This is a genomic window from Nocardia asteroides (assembly GCF_900637185.1).
Taxonomy (GTDB): domain Bacteria; phylum Actinomycetota; class Actinomycetes; order Mycobacteriales; family Mycobacteriaceae; genus Nocardia; species Nocardia asteroides.
In genome coordinates this window covers 6,003,525-6,018,265 of sequence record NZ_LR134352.1, presented here as the reverse complement: position 1 = coordinate 6,018,265, position 14,741 = coordinate 6,003,525, and the positions used below count along the sequence as shown (strand labels likewise).

15 protein-coding genes and 1 pseudogene are annotated in these 14,741 nt (G+C 70.9%); 9 read left to right on the top strand and 7 right to left on the bottom strand.

Annotation, left to right across the window (positions count from 1 at the left end; all coding sequences use genetic code 11):
• Nucleotides 1–19 precede the first annotated feature (19 nt).
• Together EL493_RS27965 and EL493_RS27960 are read right to left on the bottom strand one after the other, a co-directional pair.
• The gene (locus EL493_RS27965) at nt 20–2,140 is read right to left on the bottom strand and encodes an MMPL family transporter (RefSeq protein WP_019048488.1); all 2,121 of its coding nucleotides are present in this window, start codon (nt 2,138–2,140) and stop codon (nt 20–22) included.
• A gap of 168 nt (nt 2,141–2,308) precedes the next feature.
• Entirely contained in the window at nt 2,309–2,869 is a 561-nt protein-coding gene (locus EL493_RS27960; RefSeq protein WP_019048487.1) for a GlcG/HbpS family heme-binding protein, read from the bottom strand.
• Nucleotides 2,870–3,084: 215 nt separating this feature from the next.
• On the opposite strand from EL493_RS27960, the gene EL493_RS27955 reads away from it, so the two are divergent.
• The gene (locus EL493_RS27955) at nt 3,085–4,254 is read left to right on the top strand and encodes a sensor histidine kinase (RefSeq protein ID WP_019048486.1); all 1,170 of its coding nucleotides are present in this window, start codon (nt 3,085–3,087) and stop codon (nt 4,252–4,254) included.
• 4 nt (nt 4,255–4,258) lie between these two features.
• On the opposite strand, the gene EL493_RS27950 is transcribed toward EL493_RS27955, so the two are convergent.
• Nucleotides 4,259–4,885, bottom strand: a complete 627-nt coding sequence (locus tag EL493_RS27950; protein ID WP_174435966.1) for a GtrA domain-containing protein — start codon at nt 4,883–4,885, stop codon at nt 4,259–4,261.
• Between the two features lie 82 nt (nt 4,886–4,967).
• Between EL493_RS27950 and EL493_RS27945 the strand changes: the two genes are divergently transcribed.
• Both EL493_RS27945 and EL493_RS27940 read left to right on the top strand, forming a co-directional pair.
• Nucleotides 4,968–5,600 (top strand): response regulator, encoded by a 633-nt coding sequence (locus EL493_RS27945; protein WP_019048484.1) that lies wholly within the window; start codon nt 4,968–4,970, stop codon nt 5,598–5,600.
• Between the two features lie 94 nt (nt 5,601–5,694).
• Entirely contained in the window at nt 5,695–5,928 is a 234-nt protein-coding gene (locus tag EL493_RS27940; RefSeq protein WP_019048483.1) for an anti-sigma factor family protein, read from the top strand.
• A 5-nt stretch (nt 5,929–5,933) separates the two neighbouring features.
• Here EL493_RS27940 and EL493_RS27935 read toward each other — a convergent pair whose 3' ends face one another.
• Nucleotides 5,934–6,458, bottom strand: a complete 525-nt coding sequence (locus tag EL493_RS27935; protein ID WP_019048482.1) for a DM13 domain-containing protein — start codon at nt 6,456–6,458, stop codon at nt 5,934–5,936.
• Nucleotides 6,459–6,552: 94 nt separating this feature from the next.
• Between EL493_RS27935 and EL493_RS27930 the strand changes: the two genes are divergently transcribed.
• The 3 genes and pseudogenes from EL493_RS27930 to EL493_RS27920 all read left to right on the top strand — a co-directional run.
• The gene (locus tag EL493_RS27930) at nt 6,553–7,191 is read left to right on the top strand and encodes an RNA polymerase sigma factor (RefSeq protein WP_019048481.1); all 639 of its coding nucleotides are present in this window, start codon (nt 6,553–6,555) and stop codon (nt 7,189–7,191) included.
• 126 nt (nt 7,192–7,317) lie between these two features.
• A complete protein-coding gene (locus EL493_RS27925) occupies nt 7,318–8,022 on the top strand; it encodes a flavodoxin family protein (RefSeq protein WP_019048480.1) in 705 nt (234 codons plus the stop codon).
• 362 nt (nt 8,023–8,384) lie between these two features.
• A pseudogene (locus tag EL493_RS27920) lies at nt 8,385–8,711 on the top strand (transglycosylase family protein); the annotation flags it as partial.
• Nucleotides 8,712–8,802: 91 nt separating this feature from the next.
• Here the strand turns inward: EL493_RS27920 and EL493_RS27915 are convergent.
• Together EL493_RS27915 and EL493_RS27910 are read right to left on the bottom strand one after the other, a co-directional pair.
• Nucleotides 8,803–9,297 (bottom strand): DoxX family protein, encoded by a 495-nt coding sequence (locus EL493_RS27915; protein ID WP_019048478.1) that lies wholly within the window; start codon nt 9,295–9,297, stop codon nt 8,803–8,805.
• A gap of 26 nt (nt 9,298–9,323) precedes the next feature.
• Nucleotides 9,324–10,076, bottom strand: coding sequence for a dioxygenase family protein (locus EL493_RS27910; protein ID WP_036836566.1), 753 nt, complete (start codon nt 10,074–10,076; stop codon nt 9,324–9,326).
• Nucleotides 10,077–10,174: 98 nt separating this feature from the next.
• Between EL493_RS27910 and EL493_RS27905 the strand changes: the two genes are divergently transcribed.
• Nucleotides 10,175–10,627, top strand: coding sequence for a MarR family winged helix-turn-helix transcriptional regulator (locus EL493_RS27905; protein WP_019048476.1), 453 nt, complete (start codon nt 10,175–10,177; stop codon nt 10,625–10,627).
• On the opposite strand, the gene EL493_RS27900 is transcribed toward EL493_RS27905, so the two are convergent.
• Nucleotides 10,624–11,871: a PucR family transcriptional regulator gene (locus EL493_RS27900; protein WP_019048475.1), complete on the bottom strand. Its 1,248-nt coding sequence runs from the start codon at nt 11,869–11,871 to the stop codon at nt 10,624–10,626. The genes EL493_RS27905 and EL493_RS27900 overlap by 4 nt on opposite strands.
• Nucleotides 11,872–12,063: 192 nt before the next feature.
• On the opposite strand from EL493_RS27900, the gene EL493_RS27895 reads away from it, so the two are divergent.
• Together EL493_RS27895 and EL493_RS27890 are read left to right on the top strand one after the other, a co-directional pair.
• On the top strand, nt 12,064–13,224 hold the full coding sequence (locus EL493_RS27895) for an esterase/lipase family protein (RefSeq protein ID WP_019048474.1): 1,161 nt from the start codon (nt 12,064–12,066) through the stop codon (nt 13,222–13,224).
• Nucleotides 13,221–14,513 (top strand): lipase family protein, encoded by a 1,293-nt coding sequence (locus EL493_RS27890; protein ID WP_019048473.1) that lies wholly within the window; start codon nt 13,221–13,223, stop codon nt 14,511–14,513. Before EL493_RS27895 ends, EL493_RS27890 begins: the two co-directional genes overlap by 4 nt.
• Nucleotides 14,514–14,741 lie beyond the last annotated feature (228 nt).

Genomic DNA, 14,741 nt, shown 5'->3' with positions numbered 1-14,741 from the left:
TCTGGGTAGGGGGCGGTGATCAGTGGTGCGAGAAGTTCACCGCGGGCAGGATCCGGCGCAGCCACCGTGGCGACCACCAGGCGGCATGCCCGGTCAGCCGCAGCAGGACGGGCAGCAGTACCAGGCGCACCACGAGGGCGTCGAGCAGGACCGCGACGCCGAGGATGATGCCCATCTCCTTGGGCGGCAGCGGCTCGGCCAGGGCGAAGGTGAAGAACACCGCGACCATCACCGCCGCGGCGGCGAAGATCACCCGCCCGGAATGGGCCAGGCCGTCGACCAGCGCGGACTTCGGATCGCCGGTGCGTTCGTAGTGTTCCTTCGCGGTGGCCAGCAGGAACACGGTGTAGTCCATCGCGATCGCGAAGATCATGGCGAAGAAGAACACCGGACCCCAGCCGTCCAGGAAGCCCTGCGGGGTGAAGCCGAGCAGGCCAGCGCCGTGACCGTCCTGGAAGATCAGCGTCGCCACCCCGAAGGCCGCCGCCGTGGACAGCAGACTGACCAGCGTGCCGAGCGCGGCGATGAGCGGCGCGCGCAACGCCACCAGCAACAGCAGGAAGCCGAGGACGAGCACGACCGCGACGATGATCGGCAGATAGTCGTTCAGCGCCTCTTGCAGGTCCAGGTTCTCCGCGGGCGCGCCACCGACCAGCGCCGAGCCGGGCAGGTCGGCGCGGAGGCGATCGAGGATCGCCGCCATCCGGGCGTCGGAGGGGTCGACCTCGGGCAGGGCCTGCATGAGCACCAGGCCACCGCCGCCGGGCTGGGCGGGGGTGAGCAGCGCGATGCCGTCGGTGGCCGCCGCGATCCGGGCGGTCTCGGCGGCGTCGGCGGCCGGCACGACGATCTGCAACGCGCCCGGCGCGCCGACGCCGAGCTGGCGTTGCACCAGCTCGTAGCCCTGACGCACCGCCGCGTCGGCGGGCACGACCTCGATCGAGGGCATCGCGACCTTCAGCCCGAACACGGGAATCGCCAACCCGATCAGCACCGCCAGCCCCGCGGCCGCGAACGGCCAGGGACGGGCGTGCAGCACCGCGCCCCACCGCGCGAACAGCGACGGTCTGCCGCGGGTGACGAACGGGAGCGCGCCGCCGTCGACGCGATGGCCGAGCTTGCCCAGCGCGGCGGGCAGCAGCGTGGTGGTCGCCGCGAGGACGAACACCACCGCGAGCATGATGCCGACCGCCATGGTGCGCACCGCGGGCGCGGGCACCAGCAGCACCGCCGACAGGCTCACCAGCACGGTCAGCCCCGAGAGCACCACGGCTTTGCCCGCGGTGTCCATGGTTTCGGCCACGGCCGAGCGCGCGTCGCCGGTCTTCGCCAGCGCCTCACGGAAGCGGGCGACCAGGAACAGGGCGTAGTCGATGCCGAGCGCCAGGGCGAACATCATCGCGAAGTTCATGGCCCACACCGAGATCGGGGTGACCTGGTTCAGCAGCACCAGCCCGCCCGCCGAGGCCACCAGCCCGGCCACGGTCAGCAGCAGCGGCAGTCCGGCGGCGACCAGCGACCCGAACGCGAGCACCATGATCGCCAGCGTGACCGGCCAGCTGAACAGTTCGGCCTTGATCATCGCGTCGTGATTGGCCTTGTTGAAATCGCTCCACAGGGCCGAGGCGCCGGTCGGATACACCTCGATCCCGTTGCCGGACAACGCGGTCAGCGCCTGCTTGTGGTCGTCGACGGCGCGGACCATGTCGTCGGGGGCGGCCGCGGCGCCCGCGACGAGGATGCCGGTGTGGCCGTCGGGGCTGACCGTCATGCCCGGCCGGGGCGCGATGATCTCGCCGAAGCGGGCGTCGCCGGACAGCTGCGCGGTGACCGCGTCGAGCACCGCCGCGACCGCGGGGCTGTCGACGGTGGCGGTCTCGGCGTGCACCACCACCTGCACCGCGGCTGACGAGTTGCCGCCGAAGTGCTGCTGGGCCAGCTCGCGCACCTGGACCGACTCCGAGCCGTTCGCCTGCCAGCCGGCTCCGGCCAGCGAGCTGAACACGCTCGGCGCGGCCGCGCCCAGGGCGATCAGGGCGATCAGCCAGGCGCCGAACACCCAGCGGGCGCGATCGGCCATCGTGGTGCCGAGCCGGGCCATCGGCCCGCCGGTCGGGCGCGGCGTCCGCGCGCGGGTCATCGTTTCCGTCACTGTTCCACCTCTGCGTTCACCGATCGGTGATACCCCTGGGGGTATCCAACTCGAACCAAGATACCCCAGGGGGTATGACAACGGCGAAAAGGCGTCTTCCGGATAGACGCCGACGGCCCGATGACCGGGTGGTCATCGGGCCGTGCGAGATGGGTGCTACTTGCCGATCGCGGCGACGCCGGCCTGGGCGAACTTCTCGTCCAGATCGCCGCTGGGGGCGCCGGCCACGCCGATGCCGGCGATCGGGGCGCCGTTGGCCTTGACCGGGGCGCCACCGCCGAGGAACAGGGTGCCGTCGATGTCGGCCAGGTGCGGGGCCGACTCGAGCCGCTTGCCCAGTTCGGTGGTGGGCGCGTTCCAGGACACGGCGGTGAAGGCCTTCTGCTGAGCGGCGTCGTAGGACTGCGGGCCCGCGCCGTCGCCACGCAGCGTCACGATGACATTGCCGTTGCGGTCGACGACCGCCACGCTCACCCGCTGGTTCTCCTTGGCCGCGGCGTCGAGCGCGGTCTGCGCGGCCTTGGTGGCGGCCGCGATCGAGAGGTGGGTGCTCTGGGTCAGGTTGGCGTCGGCGGCGTCGGCGACCACCGGGGTGCGGGTGGCCGGGTCCGGGTTCTGCGCCTGCACGGTCACCACGCCGACGACACCGGCGGCGACGACGGCGGCCGAGGCGCCGGCGACGATGAGACGGTTGCGGGTGCTGAACGGGGTGCTCATGGCTGCTCCTGATCGGATTCTCGGCCGTCCGGCGAACTGCCGTGGCCTGGTGATATCCATCCTGTTCGCCCGGCGGCCCGCGCGGATCGGCGAACCGGCTGCACTTGCGCGGCCGGAACGGGCGACACCGGGGTCGACCGATCGGATGACCCGAACCCGGCGCGCCGCGGGGGAGAATGGGGGAGTTTGCCCGGCCGGTGACGAGAGGAGTGGCGATGCGGAGCACGCTCGGTGACCGCGGCGACGATACGCGGCTGCTCACCGTCATCGTGTACAGCGCGTTCTACGTGCTGCTCGCCGCGTCGCTGATGCGCTGGCTGATCCGGCATTCGGAGACCCGCTCGACCCCGCTGGTCGTCGCCCTCGCCCTGCTGCTGGCGGTGTTGTACGCCATGAGCGAACTGCGGCACTCGAACCGGGTGATGTGGTTCGCGCTGCTGGTGGCGGCCTGGGCGGTGCTGGTGGTGCTGGCGCCGAGTTTCGCCTGGTGCGCGGTTCCGCTGGTGTACACCGGTTTACGGATTCTCTCGGTGCGCGTCGCGGTGACGCTGGTCTGCGCGCTGACCGCGCTGGTGGTGTTCAGCCAGGTGCGGATCGCGGGCTGGCTCGACCCGAATCTGGTGCTCGCCCCGCCCGCGGTCGCGGCCGTGACCACCGTGCTGTTCGTCGGTATGCGCCGCCAGACCGAACACCAGGCCGCGCTCATCGACGACCTCGTCCGCACCCGGCAGGAGCTGGCCGAGACCGAACGCCGCGAGGGCACGCTCGCCGAACGCGAGCGCCTCGCCATGGAGATCCACGACACGCTCGCGCAGGGGTTGTCGAGTCAGCGGATGCTGCTGCAGGCGGCGGACCTGGTGTGGGACACCGATCCCGCCCTGGCCCGCACCCACCTGCGCGCCGCCGCCGAGATCGCCGAACGCGACCTCGCCGAGGCGCGCCGCTTCGTCCACGACCTGGCCCCCGCCGACCTCGCCGCGGGCGGGTCGCTGGCCGCCGCGCTCACCGCCCTCGCGGCGCGCGAGACCACCGACACGCTGACGGTGCGCTGCCATCTGGAAGGCACCCCCGGTCCGCTGCCGCAGCGGGTGGAGGCCACCCTGCTGCGCGTCGCCCAGGGCGCGCTCGCCAATGTGCGCGAGCACGCGGCGGCGACGACCGCGACCATCACCCTGACCAGCCTCGACGACCAGATCGTCCTCGACGTCGCCGACGACGGCCGCGGTTTCGACCCCGACGACCTCGACGACCCCGCCGAGCACCGCGGCCACGGCCTGCCCGCCATCCGGGCGCGGGTGCGTCAGCTGGGCGGGACCTGGACGATCGAATCGGCGCCCGGCGACGGCACGGTCCTGTCGGTCGCCGTCCCGCTGGCGATGAGCTGAATTCCTACACGGCCACGGGTAGCCACGGTGCGAGTGCGAACCGGGCCGTCGTGGAGCGCACGCCGGCCTGAGCCCGCGGCCTCGTCGTGAGCATCTGCTGCGGGGAACCGGAGGCATTTCGTATGCCGAGGGTCCATCGGATGCTGACCGGGCTCGTAGGAGCCAGTGCCGAATCCGTGGTGTCGGCGCTCGTCGCCGGCGCGAAGACGACCATCCGGAGGACGAGGAAGCGGGCGAGGCCGGCCATGGCCGAGGCGGACAGGTAGACGATCTGCTCGGTGAGCGCGTCCGGCGCCGGTTCGATCGAGAACAACGCGAGCATGGCGACGCTGGTCGCCGCGTAGGCGACCGCGGCCGAACCGGCCGACTGCAGATGCTCGCGCCAACCCGGCAGGGTGTGTCCGCCGAAGGTGATCAGCGCGTGCGCGACGGTGCCGAGCAGGGTGGAGACGATCGTGACCACCGCGTTGGCGAGCACCCAGGGCAGCAGGCCCGCGAGCTGGGCGACGGCCAGGCTCGAGGCCAGCCCGAGTCCGCCACCGCATGCCACGAACCGCGCGAACGCGGTGATCGGGCCGGGCGCGCTGCCCGCCTGCCGCTCGCTCCGCGGGGCGAGCACGATGTTCGTCATGTCGAACACTGTACGGCTACCGAACACTGTGCGCAATGGGGAACGCTGATCGGTCAGGTGGCGCGCGCTAGCATCGGCACTTGTGAATCCCGCCGTGCGCCTGTTGATCTGCGACGATCACGCGGTCGTGCGTGCCGGACTGCGCGCGCTGCTGTCCAGCGCGCCCGATATCGAGGTCATCGGGGAAGCCGCCGACGGTCCCGCCGCCGTGGCGCTGGCCGCGAGCCTGCGGCCCGATGTGGTGCTGATGGACCTGCAGCTGGGCGCCGACATGGACGGTGTCGAGGCGACGCGCCGGATCACCGCGCAGCCCGCGCCCACCCCGCACGTCCTGGTGCTCACCACCTACGACACCGACGCCGACATCACCCGCGCCATCGAGGCCGGCGCCACGGGCTATCTGCTCAAGGCCGAACGTCCGGAAGAACTGTTCGCCGCCATCCACGCCGCCGCGAGCGGGCAGACCGCGCTGTCGGCGCCGGTCGCGGCGAAGGTGATGGCCAAGATGCGCAATCCCGGACCCACCCTCACCGCCCGCGAACGCGACATCCTCGGCCAGCTCGCCCAGGGCCTGGGCAACCGGGAGATCGCCCGCGCCCTGCACATCAGCGAGGCCACGGTGAAGACCCACCTGGGCCGGATCTACGACAAGCTCGGCGTCGACACCAGGGCCGCGGCGGTCGCGGTCGCCACCGAGAAGCGGCTGCTCGCCTGAGGTGACCGCGGCGACACCGCTGTAACGCCGGGGCCGCCCCCGGCTCTGAACGAGTGATTATGCTGTGCCGAGCGAGGCGGAAGGAGCCGGTGCCATGGACTGCGACGAGTTCGTCGAGCTGGTCACCCGCTTCCTCGACGGCGCCCTCGACGGGCCGACCGAGGCCCGCTTCCTCGCCCATATCGCCGAGTGCGACGGCTGCGAGGTCTACCTCGACCAGATCCGCCGCACCACCCGCGACCTCGGCACCCTCGAAGCCGAGCAGCTCTCCGCGCCGGTCCGCGACACCTTGCTCGCGGCCTTCCGCGACTGGCATCGACCCGGCTGAGAACCTCAGGTCGCGGGCGTCAGCGTCGCCGCGCCGAACGAGACGTGGAACCGGGCGCACCAGATGCTCACCGAGGTCAGGTCGGCCGGGTCGGTGCCCGCGGGCAGCTCGTAGTTCTGATTGCCCTCGTTGCCCTTGAGCGCGCCCAGGTCGACGTGCTCGCCGTCGTCGAAGTTGTGCCAGTCGTCGGTCACCGGTTGATCGGTGAGCCACACCCGTAGTGCCGGCCCGTCGGAGGTGCGCAGATCGGTGATGCGCAGCACCAGGGTGCCCTCCGGTGTGCGCTGCAGCTGCGCGGTTCCGCTGGTGTCGTGCTCGTGTGAGCGGAAGGTGCCGGTCGCCAGCACCGTCACCGGCGCGCCACCCGCCGCGACGATCGGGGCTTCGTCGACGGTGGTCGTGGTGAACAGCCGCCACGGCTGGAACAGATACAGCCCGACGGCCAGCGCGGCGACGAGCCCGATCGCGAGCGCGCCGAGGACGGTCCGGCGGAGACGACGTTGCGCCATGGTGTTCTCCTTCTCTCCCATGCGCGTTCCGTTCCCGGACCGGTCCCGCGCGTTACAGGCGCGCCCGGCGGTACTGTGCTGCCAGCGACGCGAGCTGTGACGGCGAGGAGATCCTGTGCGACACGACGGCGCCCTGCCCGCGGACGATGTGCTCGTCGCCGAGCTGCGCACCGGCGTCGAGGCGACGTTCGCCCTGGTCGTCGACGCCTGGTCCGGGTCGATGCTGCGCCTGGCCCGCTCGTTCGTCTCCACCGACGCCTCTGCCGAGGAGGTCGTGCAGGAGGCGTGGCTGGCGGTGGTGCGGGGCATCGACCGGTTCGAGGGCCGATCCTCGCTCCGGACCTGGGTCTACCGGATCCTGGTGAACACCGCGAAGAAGCGGGGCGTCAAGGAGCATCGCACGGTCCCGTTCGCGAGCCTGCATCCCGAGGACGAGGGCCCGACCGTGGACCCGGACCGTTTCCGCCCACCCGGCGACCCCTATCCCGGCCACTGGGCGATCGGGCGAGGGCCACGGCCGTGGTCGGAGCCCGAGGACGCCGCCGAACGCGCCGAGCTGGCTCGCTGCCTCGCCGCCGCCGTCGCCGCGCTGCCCGATCGGCACCGCGCGGTCCTGACCCTGCGCGATGTCGAGGGTTACGCCGCCGACGAGGTGTGCGAGCTGCTCGACCTGTCCGCGGGCAATCAGCGGGTCATCCTGCACCGGGCCAGGGCGGCGGTGCGGGCCGAGCTCGAGCGGTACTTCGGGCGCTGACGGCGGCACCGTCTCGTGTTCGCGACGCGGGTGTGACATCGCGGTCGTAACGTCACCGGGAGCAGGGACACCGAAGGGGGCGGCGTCCCCGGCGTCGCGTCACCCACCCGAGGAGGCCGGACGACCATGGCGACCTACGACGACCTGTCGGCACTGTTCATCAACTGCACGCTCAAGCGCTCGCCGGAACCCAGCAACACCCAGGGCCTGGTGGAGCTGAGCGCGCGGATCATGGCGGCGAACGGGGTGCGCGTCGCGCACCTGCGCGCTGTCGACCACGACATCGCCACCGGCGTCTGGCCGGACATGACCCAGCACGGCTGGGCCACCGACGCCTGGCCCGGGATCCAGGAGCAGGTGATGGCCGCCGACATCCTGGTCATCGCCGGGCCGATCTGGCTCGGCGACAACAGTTCGGTCACCAAGAAGGTGATCGAACGCCTCTACGGCAACTCGAGCGTGCTCAACGCGGCTGGTCAGTACGCCTATTACGGCAAGGTCGGCGGCTGTGTGATCACCGGCAACGAGGACGGCGTCAAGCACTGCGCGATGAACATCCTCTACAGCCTGCAGCACCTGGGCTACACCATTCCGCCGCAGGCCGACGCGGGCTGGATCGGCGAGGCCGGCCCGGGCCCGTCCTATCTCGACCCGGGCTCCGGCGGCCCGGAGAACGACTTCACCAACCGCAACACCACCTTCATGACCTGGAATCTGCTGCATCTGGCCCGGATGCTGCGTGACGCGGGCGGGGTGCCCGCGCACGGCAACCAGCGTTCGGAGTGGGACGCGGGCTGCCGCTGGGGCTTCGAGAACCCCGAATACCGCTGACCGCGCGGGCGCGATGCCCGAATTGCCGGGTGGGAAACGTGACCGGGCTCTCTATATCGTAGTGATCCCGGCCACATTACGGTGCTATAACGACAGTTGTGTCATTACGGATTTGTCACGGCGGACCAGCGGGGAACAGTGTTCCTTTGGACAATGGTCGCTACAGAAGCGCCCGTGATCGGGGCGTGATCTCGGCTGGCATTCCGGCTACATTCGGTCACGGCTTGAACAACAACCCGAGCCGAATCGAATCGCAGAACACCGGAAAGCCTGCCCCGTGATTCGAGGATCCCCGACATTACTGAGGGGCAGGGACGCGGTAGTTTCGAGCACCGAGTCGGTGGGCGCAGGCAGGAAATCTTATGTCTTTCAATCGCAAGTTCACCACCCGTGCCCTCGGTTTCGCCGCTGTCGCCGGCGCCATGATCGCCGTTCCGGCCGGTCTGACCACCGCGACCGCCTCCGCGAACAACTGGGACGCCGTGGCGCAGTGCGAGAGCAGCGGCAACTGGGGTATCAACACCGGTAACGGCTACTACGGCGGTCTGCAGTTCTCGCAGAGCACCTGGGAGGCCTACGGTGGTGCCGGCACCGCCGACAACGCCAGCCGCGAGGAGCAGATCCGCGTCGCCGAGAACGTGCTGGCCGCGCAGGGTCCCGGCGCCTGGCCGGTGTGCAGCGCCTACCTGTAAAGCGCGCTGATTCCAGACTTTCCTTGTCGGGAAACGAAATACCCGCTATTCGGAGCACACGCCGAATAGCGGGTTTTTTCGTTGTATTTCAATTACGGATCAACAATGTGACACCGGCCGCGACAAATGCCAGCGCGATGGCCGCCAGGCCGTACCGCAGCTTGTAGTCGCGCAGGCCGGGCACGAACCGGTCGAGCGCGAAACCGCCTGCGCCGGTGAGGGCCAGGCTGCCCGCGGCGACCGCCAGGATCATCTCGTATTCCACACCCTTGGGCGTGAAGAACCCGCCCCATTTCACCGCGATCGCGTTGAGCATCGTCCCCAGGATCGCCGCCGCGGCCAGTGGCGTGAGCAGGCCGAGAATCAGGCCGAGGCCGCCGAGGGTCTCGCTCAGCCCGGCGATCACGGCGAAGGCCTTCGCGTTCGGATAGCCGCTCGCGGCGAAGAACTTCTCGGTGCCGGACAGGCCGCCGCCGTCGAACCAGCTGAACAGCTTCTGGGTGCCGTGCGCGAACATGGTCGCGCCGACGCCGAGGCGCAGGACCAGCAGGCCCGCGTCGGTGGGGGTGGTCGTCGTGGTCATCGCGAATCCTCTCCGTGGTGTCCCGGTCAGCCGATCTGAACCGAGCGTCGTGCCATCCCGAACCAGTAACCGTCGATGACGGTGCGCAGGGAGTCGAGGTCGTCGGCGCCCGCGCCCAAGCTGAGGAACAGCGGCGCGAAGTGCTCGGTGCGCGGGTGGGCCAGGCGCGGTGCGGGGGCGGTGTGCTCGAAGTCGAGCAGTGCGTCGATGTCGCGGTCGTCCAAGGCGCGTCGGCCCCAGTCGTCGAACTCGGCGGTGAACGAGTGGACGTGGTGGTCGTCGGCGGTGAGCGCGCGCAGATTATGGGTGAAGAACCCGCTGCCGATGATGAGCACGCCCTCGGCGCGCAGCGGGGCCAGCAACCGGCCGAACTTCATCAGGTCCCGCGGATCCAGTGTAGGGATCGACAGTTGCAGCACCGGGATGTCGGCGTCGGGGTACATCTGGCTCAGCGGCACATAGGCGCCGTGGTCCAGGCCCCGGGTGGGGTCGTCGGCGACGTCGCCGCCGAGCAGTTCGCGCACCCGGGCGGCCAGTTCGGGCGCACCGGGGGCGGGGTAGCGCACGTCGTAGTAGCGCGACTCGAAGCCGCTGAAGTCGTAGACCAGCGGAACGGTCTCGGTCGCGCCGAGGGTGATCGGCGCGGACTCCCAGTGCGCGGACACGATGAGGATCGCCCGCGGCCGGGGCAGCTCGGCCGACCAGGCCGCGAGCTCGGCGGGCCAGGTGGCGTGGTCGATCAGCGGCGGGGCGCCGTGCGAGAGGTAGAGCACCGGCATGGACACGGTCGGCTCCTTCGGATCGGTGAACATCGGTTGTTCAAATTTGAACGATACCGGATGCGCAGCTATTCCGTCCCGCTGACTAGGGTTGCGGCATGGACGAACCCAGGTGGCTCGACGCCGCGGAGATGCGGTTGTGGGTCCGGTTCCTGGCCGCGGGCGCGCTGGTCGACCGTGCGGTCGACCAGCATCTGAAGGGCGAGGGCCTCACCCACACCCAGTACGAGGTGCTGGTCCGGCTCGCCGAAGCGCCCGAGGCCACGATGCGGATGACCGACCTCGCCGCCGCCCTCTACACCTCCAAGAGCGGCCTCACCTACCAGGTGGGCAAGCTCGAAGAGGCCGGGCTGGTCCGGCGGGTCGACGCCGACACCGACGTCCGCGGCGTCAACGCCGTGCTCACCGCCGCGGGCCGGGCCACCCTCGCCGCCGTGGCACCCGGGCACGTCGAGGTCGTGCGCCGGGTGTTCGTCGACGTGCTCGAGCCGGACCAGCGCGCCGCCATCTCCGCCGGACTCGGCGCGGTCGCCGACCGGCTGACCCGCTAGTCCTGCCGGTCCTCGGCGGGCCGTCGCGGCCCGTCGAGCCGGTGCACGGTGAGGGCGGCGGCCAGCATCCGCGAATCGGTGGGGTCGGCCGGGTCGAGACCGGTGAGCTCGGCGATCCGGCGCAGCCGGTAGGTGAAGGTGTTGGGGTGCACGTGGATGCGGCGTGAGGCCGTCTTGCGGTCGGCGCCGTGGCGTAGGTGCGCCTCCAGCGCCTCGATCAGGTGGGGGCTGCCGAGCAGCGGAATCACGCGCTGCGCCAAGCGTTCCCGCGCGGGGCCGGGCCGGGTGAGCTGGTACTCGAGCAGCAGGTCGTCGAGGCGGTAGCAGCCGCCCGGCCTGCCGCGCAGCCGGGCCAGTTCGGTCAGTTCGATCGCGTCCTTGGCGGCGGCGGGGATGCCGTCCCTGGCGATGCCGGAGAACTCGGCCAGATACACCGTCACCCCGAACTGCTCGCTGAGCCGGGCGGCCAGTTCGTCGAACCGCGCCGCGTCCAGGACGTCGGATTCGGAACTGCTGCTCAGCAGGGCGATGCCGTTCGAGCCGTCGAAGGTGGCCGGGGTGGTGGTGCCGGTGAGTTCGTCCAGGGCCCGCTGCAGCACCCGGATCCGGCGCCGGGTCACCAGATTGGCGGCGCTGCCGGTGCGCGGCGGTTCGCTCAGGTGGATCGCGAGCACCGTGTACTGGTCGGCGAGCGCCGTGTCGGCGCGCGCGGCCAGTTCCTCGGCGGGCAGCCCGCGCACCAGCGCCGAGCACAGTTCCCGGCGCGCCTCGCGTTCGGCGTGGTAGATCGACTGCTCGACCTCGGTGTAGGTCTCCACGACGGTCATGTTGATATGTCGGAGCAGTTCGAGCAGCCGGGAGCCGACCAGGATCAGGTCGTTCATCTCGGTCGGCTCGGCCATCGCCGACGCCTCCGCCAGCACCGACTGCGCCGACCCGTGGATGGCGCCGATCAGCATCGGCAGCGGCAGCCGGTCCTCGGCGTGCCGCTCGGCGACCGGCCCGACGAACACCGCCACCTCGGCCTGGGTGAACTCGCGGTCGGCGGCGATCGCCTCGAGCACGGCCCGCCCGCACGCGTAGATGGTGGGCAGGACCTCGGCGGTGAAGTGGCCCGGCGGCAGTTCGGCAGGCGCGGTGGCGCCGAGCCCCTCGGCGAGCATGCGTTCGGCGATCTGGGGCCAGCGCGTCAGCAAGCGGGTGGTCAGAGCGGGTGGTGCGGAAACGGGGTGTTCGGCGAGCATGACCCGATTGTGTCCGAGAACAGGGCGGTAAGGGAGCCCACGGTCGAATTCACACAGAACTTGGTTCCCGCGCCAACAGACCGTCCGTTTTCTCTGTTCCCCGTGCAGTGACACCACTGTGGCGCCGGTCATAGATTCGCAGAGCGCGTCCGAGCCGCCTGCTCGCCGGCGCGGATATACGGAAGTGACTCAATGATTGCAACGACGCATTCCCTGCGCCGGACCCTGTGCGGGTTCGGCATCGCCGCGGGCCTGACCGCGGCCTCCGCTCTGGGCGCGGGGCCCACCGCCGCGACGCCCACCCTGGAACCGACCATCGCCTCGCTGGCCGAATACCTCGACGCGAACATGGCGACGGCCCCCGACGGCCGCCGCCCCACCGCCATCGCCGACACCGGCAGCGCCTCCGGCAGCAGCTCGGGCTCGTCCGGCAGCCGATCGGGCGACGCGGTCGGCGAGGGCCCGGAGATGTCGGCCTACCTGCCCGCCTTCGCCTACGGCCTGCTGCACCCCGACGCCGCGCCGCCCGGCGCCAACCGCTGGGACTGCAAGCCCACCGCCGCGCACCCGCGCCCGGTGGTGCTGCTGCACGGCACCTGGCTCAACGCCTACGACACCTTCTCCTATCTGTCCCCGCGCCTGGCCAAGGCCGGGATGTGCGTGTTCACCCTGAACTTCGGCAAGTCCGGCCTGCTCGAGGGCGGCGGAATGGGGGCGGTGCTGCCCGGCCGCTACGGGGTGGGCCCGATGGCCGATTCGGCGAAGCAGGTGGCGGCGTTCGTCGACCGGGTGCTCGCGGCGACCGGCGCCGAGCAGGTCGACTTCGTCGGCCACTCGCAGGGCGGCACGGTCGCCAACCACTACCTCAAGTTCGAGGGCGGGCAGGGCAAGGTCGGCAAGCTGGTCAGCTTCGGCGCCACCCACCACGGCACCGCGCTGCTCGGCCTGGCCACTCTCGGCCGCATGATCAACAACGCCGGCATCGACATCCTCGGCTTCTACCGCCCGATCATCGGCGCCTCGAATGTGGAGCAGGCCATCGGCTCGCCGTTCTACACCACGCTCAACGCCACCGGTGACACCGTGCCCGGCGTCGACTACACCGTCGTGGCCTCCCGCTACGACGAGGTGATGAACCCCATCGACCTGGCCTTCCTGCGGGCCGGACCCGACGCCACGGTCGACAACATCACCCTGCAGAACGGCTGTGAGCAGGACATTTCCGACCATCTCACGATGATGTACTCGCCCCGCGCCGCCTCCCTGGCGCTGCGGGCGCTCGATCCGGAAGGCGGTCACGCCGTGGCATGCACGTTCAACCCCTGGTTCTTCGGTGGCGGCGGCAGCCTGTGATCATCGACGCGCTGGTGCGGGTTCCCGAACCCACCGCACCGCTGCTGCCGCCCGCCGACCCGTTCTACGCGACGCCGCCCGACCTGGACGAGCTCGCGCCGGGCACGGTGGTGCGGGCGCGGGCGGTGGATCTGGCCCTGTTCGGGCTGGTGCGCCAGCGCATCGCGGCGTGGCAGCTGCTGTACCGCACCTGCGATCTGGACGGTGCCCCGGAGGTGTCGGTGACCACGGTGCTGCTGCCCTGGGGCGCCGACCCGACGCGTCCGCGTCCGCTGGTGTCGTTCCAGTGCGCCATCGATGCCGTTGCCCCGCAATGTTTCCCGTCCTACGCGCTGCGGCACGGGGCGAAGGTGAACGGCTCCATCGCACCGCTGGAGCTGCCCATCGTCGCCATGGCGCTGCGGCAGGGCTGGGCGGTCTCGGTACCCGATCACGAGGGGTTGGGCGGACGATTCGGCGCCGCCCGCGAGCCCGGGTACCGCGCGCTCGACGGGGTGCGGGCCGCGCTGTCCTTCCTGCCGCTGGGCCTCACGCCTGCCACGCCCGTCGCGCTGTGGGGATACTCCGGCGGCGGCCTGGCGACGGCGTGGGCCGCCGAGCTGGCGGCGGAGTACGCGCCCGAGCTGAACATCGTCGGCGCCGCGGCGGGCTCGCCGGTCGGTGACCCGGCGGCGGCGTTCGTCCGGCTCAACGGCGGCTGGTTCGCCGGATTCCCCGCGGCCTTCGTCGCGGGGCTGCGCCGCGCCTACCCCGAGCTCGACCCGGTGCTGGACGACCACGTCGACGCGCGCTTCCGCGACCTGCTCGGCGAGGCCGAAGTGCGCACCACCTTCGCGCTGCTGTGGCGCTTCGCCCGACGTGACGTCTCCCGGCATCTGCGCGGCGGGCTGGCCGGGTTGCTCGCCGAACCGGCCCTGCGCCGCATCCTCGCCGACATCGAACCCGGCACCCGGGCACCGGCCGCCCCGCTGCTGGTGGTGCAGGGCGTGCGCGACGAGGTGATCGCCGTGGCCGACATCGACGCCCACGTCGACCGCTATCGTGCGGCCGGCGCCACCGTCGAGTACCTGCGGGTGCGCCGCGGCTCGCACCTGCCGCTGGAATTCCTCGTCGTGCCCGTGGTCCTGACCTGGCTGGCCGAGCGGTTCGCCGGTCGGCCGGTCGAGTCGGGCACCTCCACCGTCACCTCGGTCGCCCGTGGCCTCGGGCCGCTGCGGGCGCACCTGGACTTCCTCGGCCTGGTCGCGGCGATGATCGCGGGCCGGGCGATCCGGGGCGCCGGAGAATAGGTGCGACCAGATGTCACGTCATTCGTTCGTGATCTGCCCCTATTTCTCGGGGCATCGAAAATTCGGGCTTATCGGATACGCGCAACATGACTCTCATCCGGCTCTCAGAATTTCCTCAGAAAGATGAGGTATCGGCGAATATCCGCAGGTGGTGATAGGTTTTCAAACCTCTTTGTTACGAGGGTCACGAAATCCGGAATTTCGTAACTCCCGGCGATTTCGCGTCGA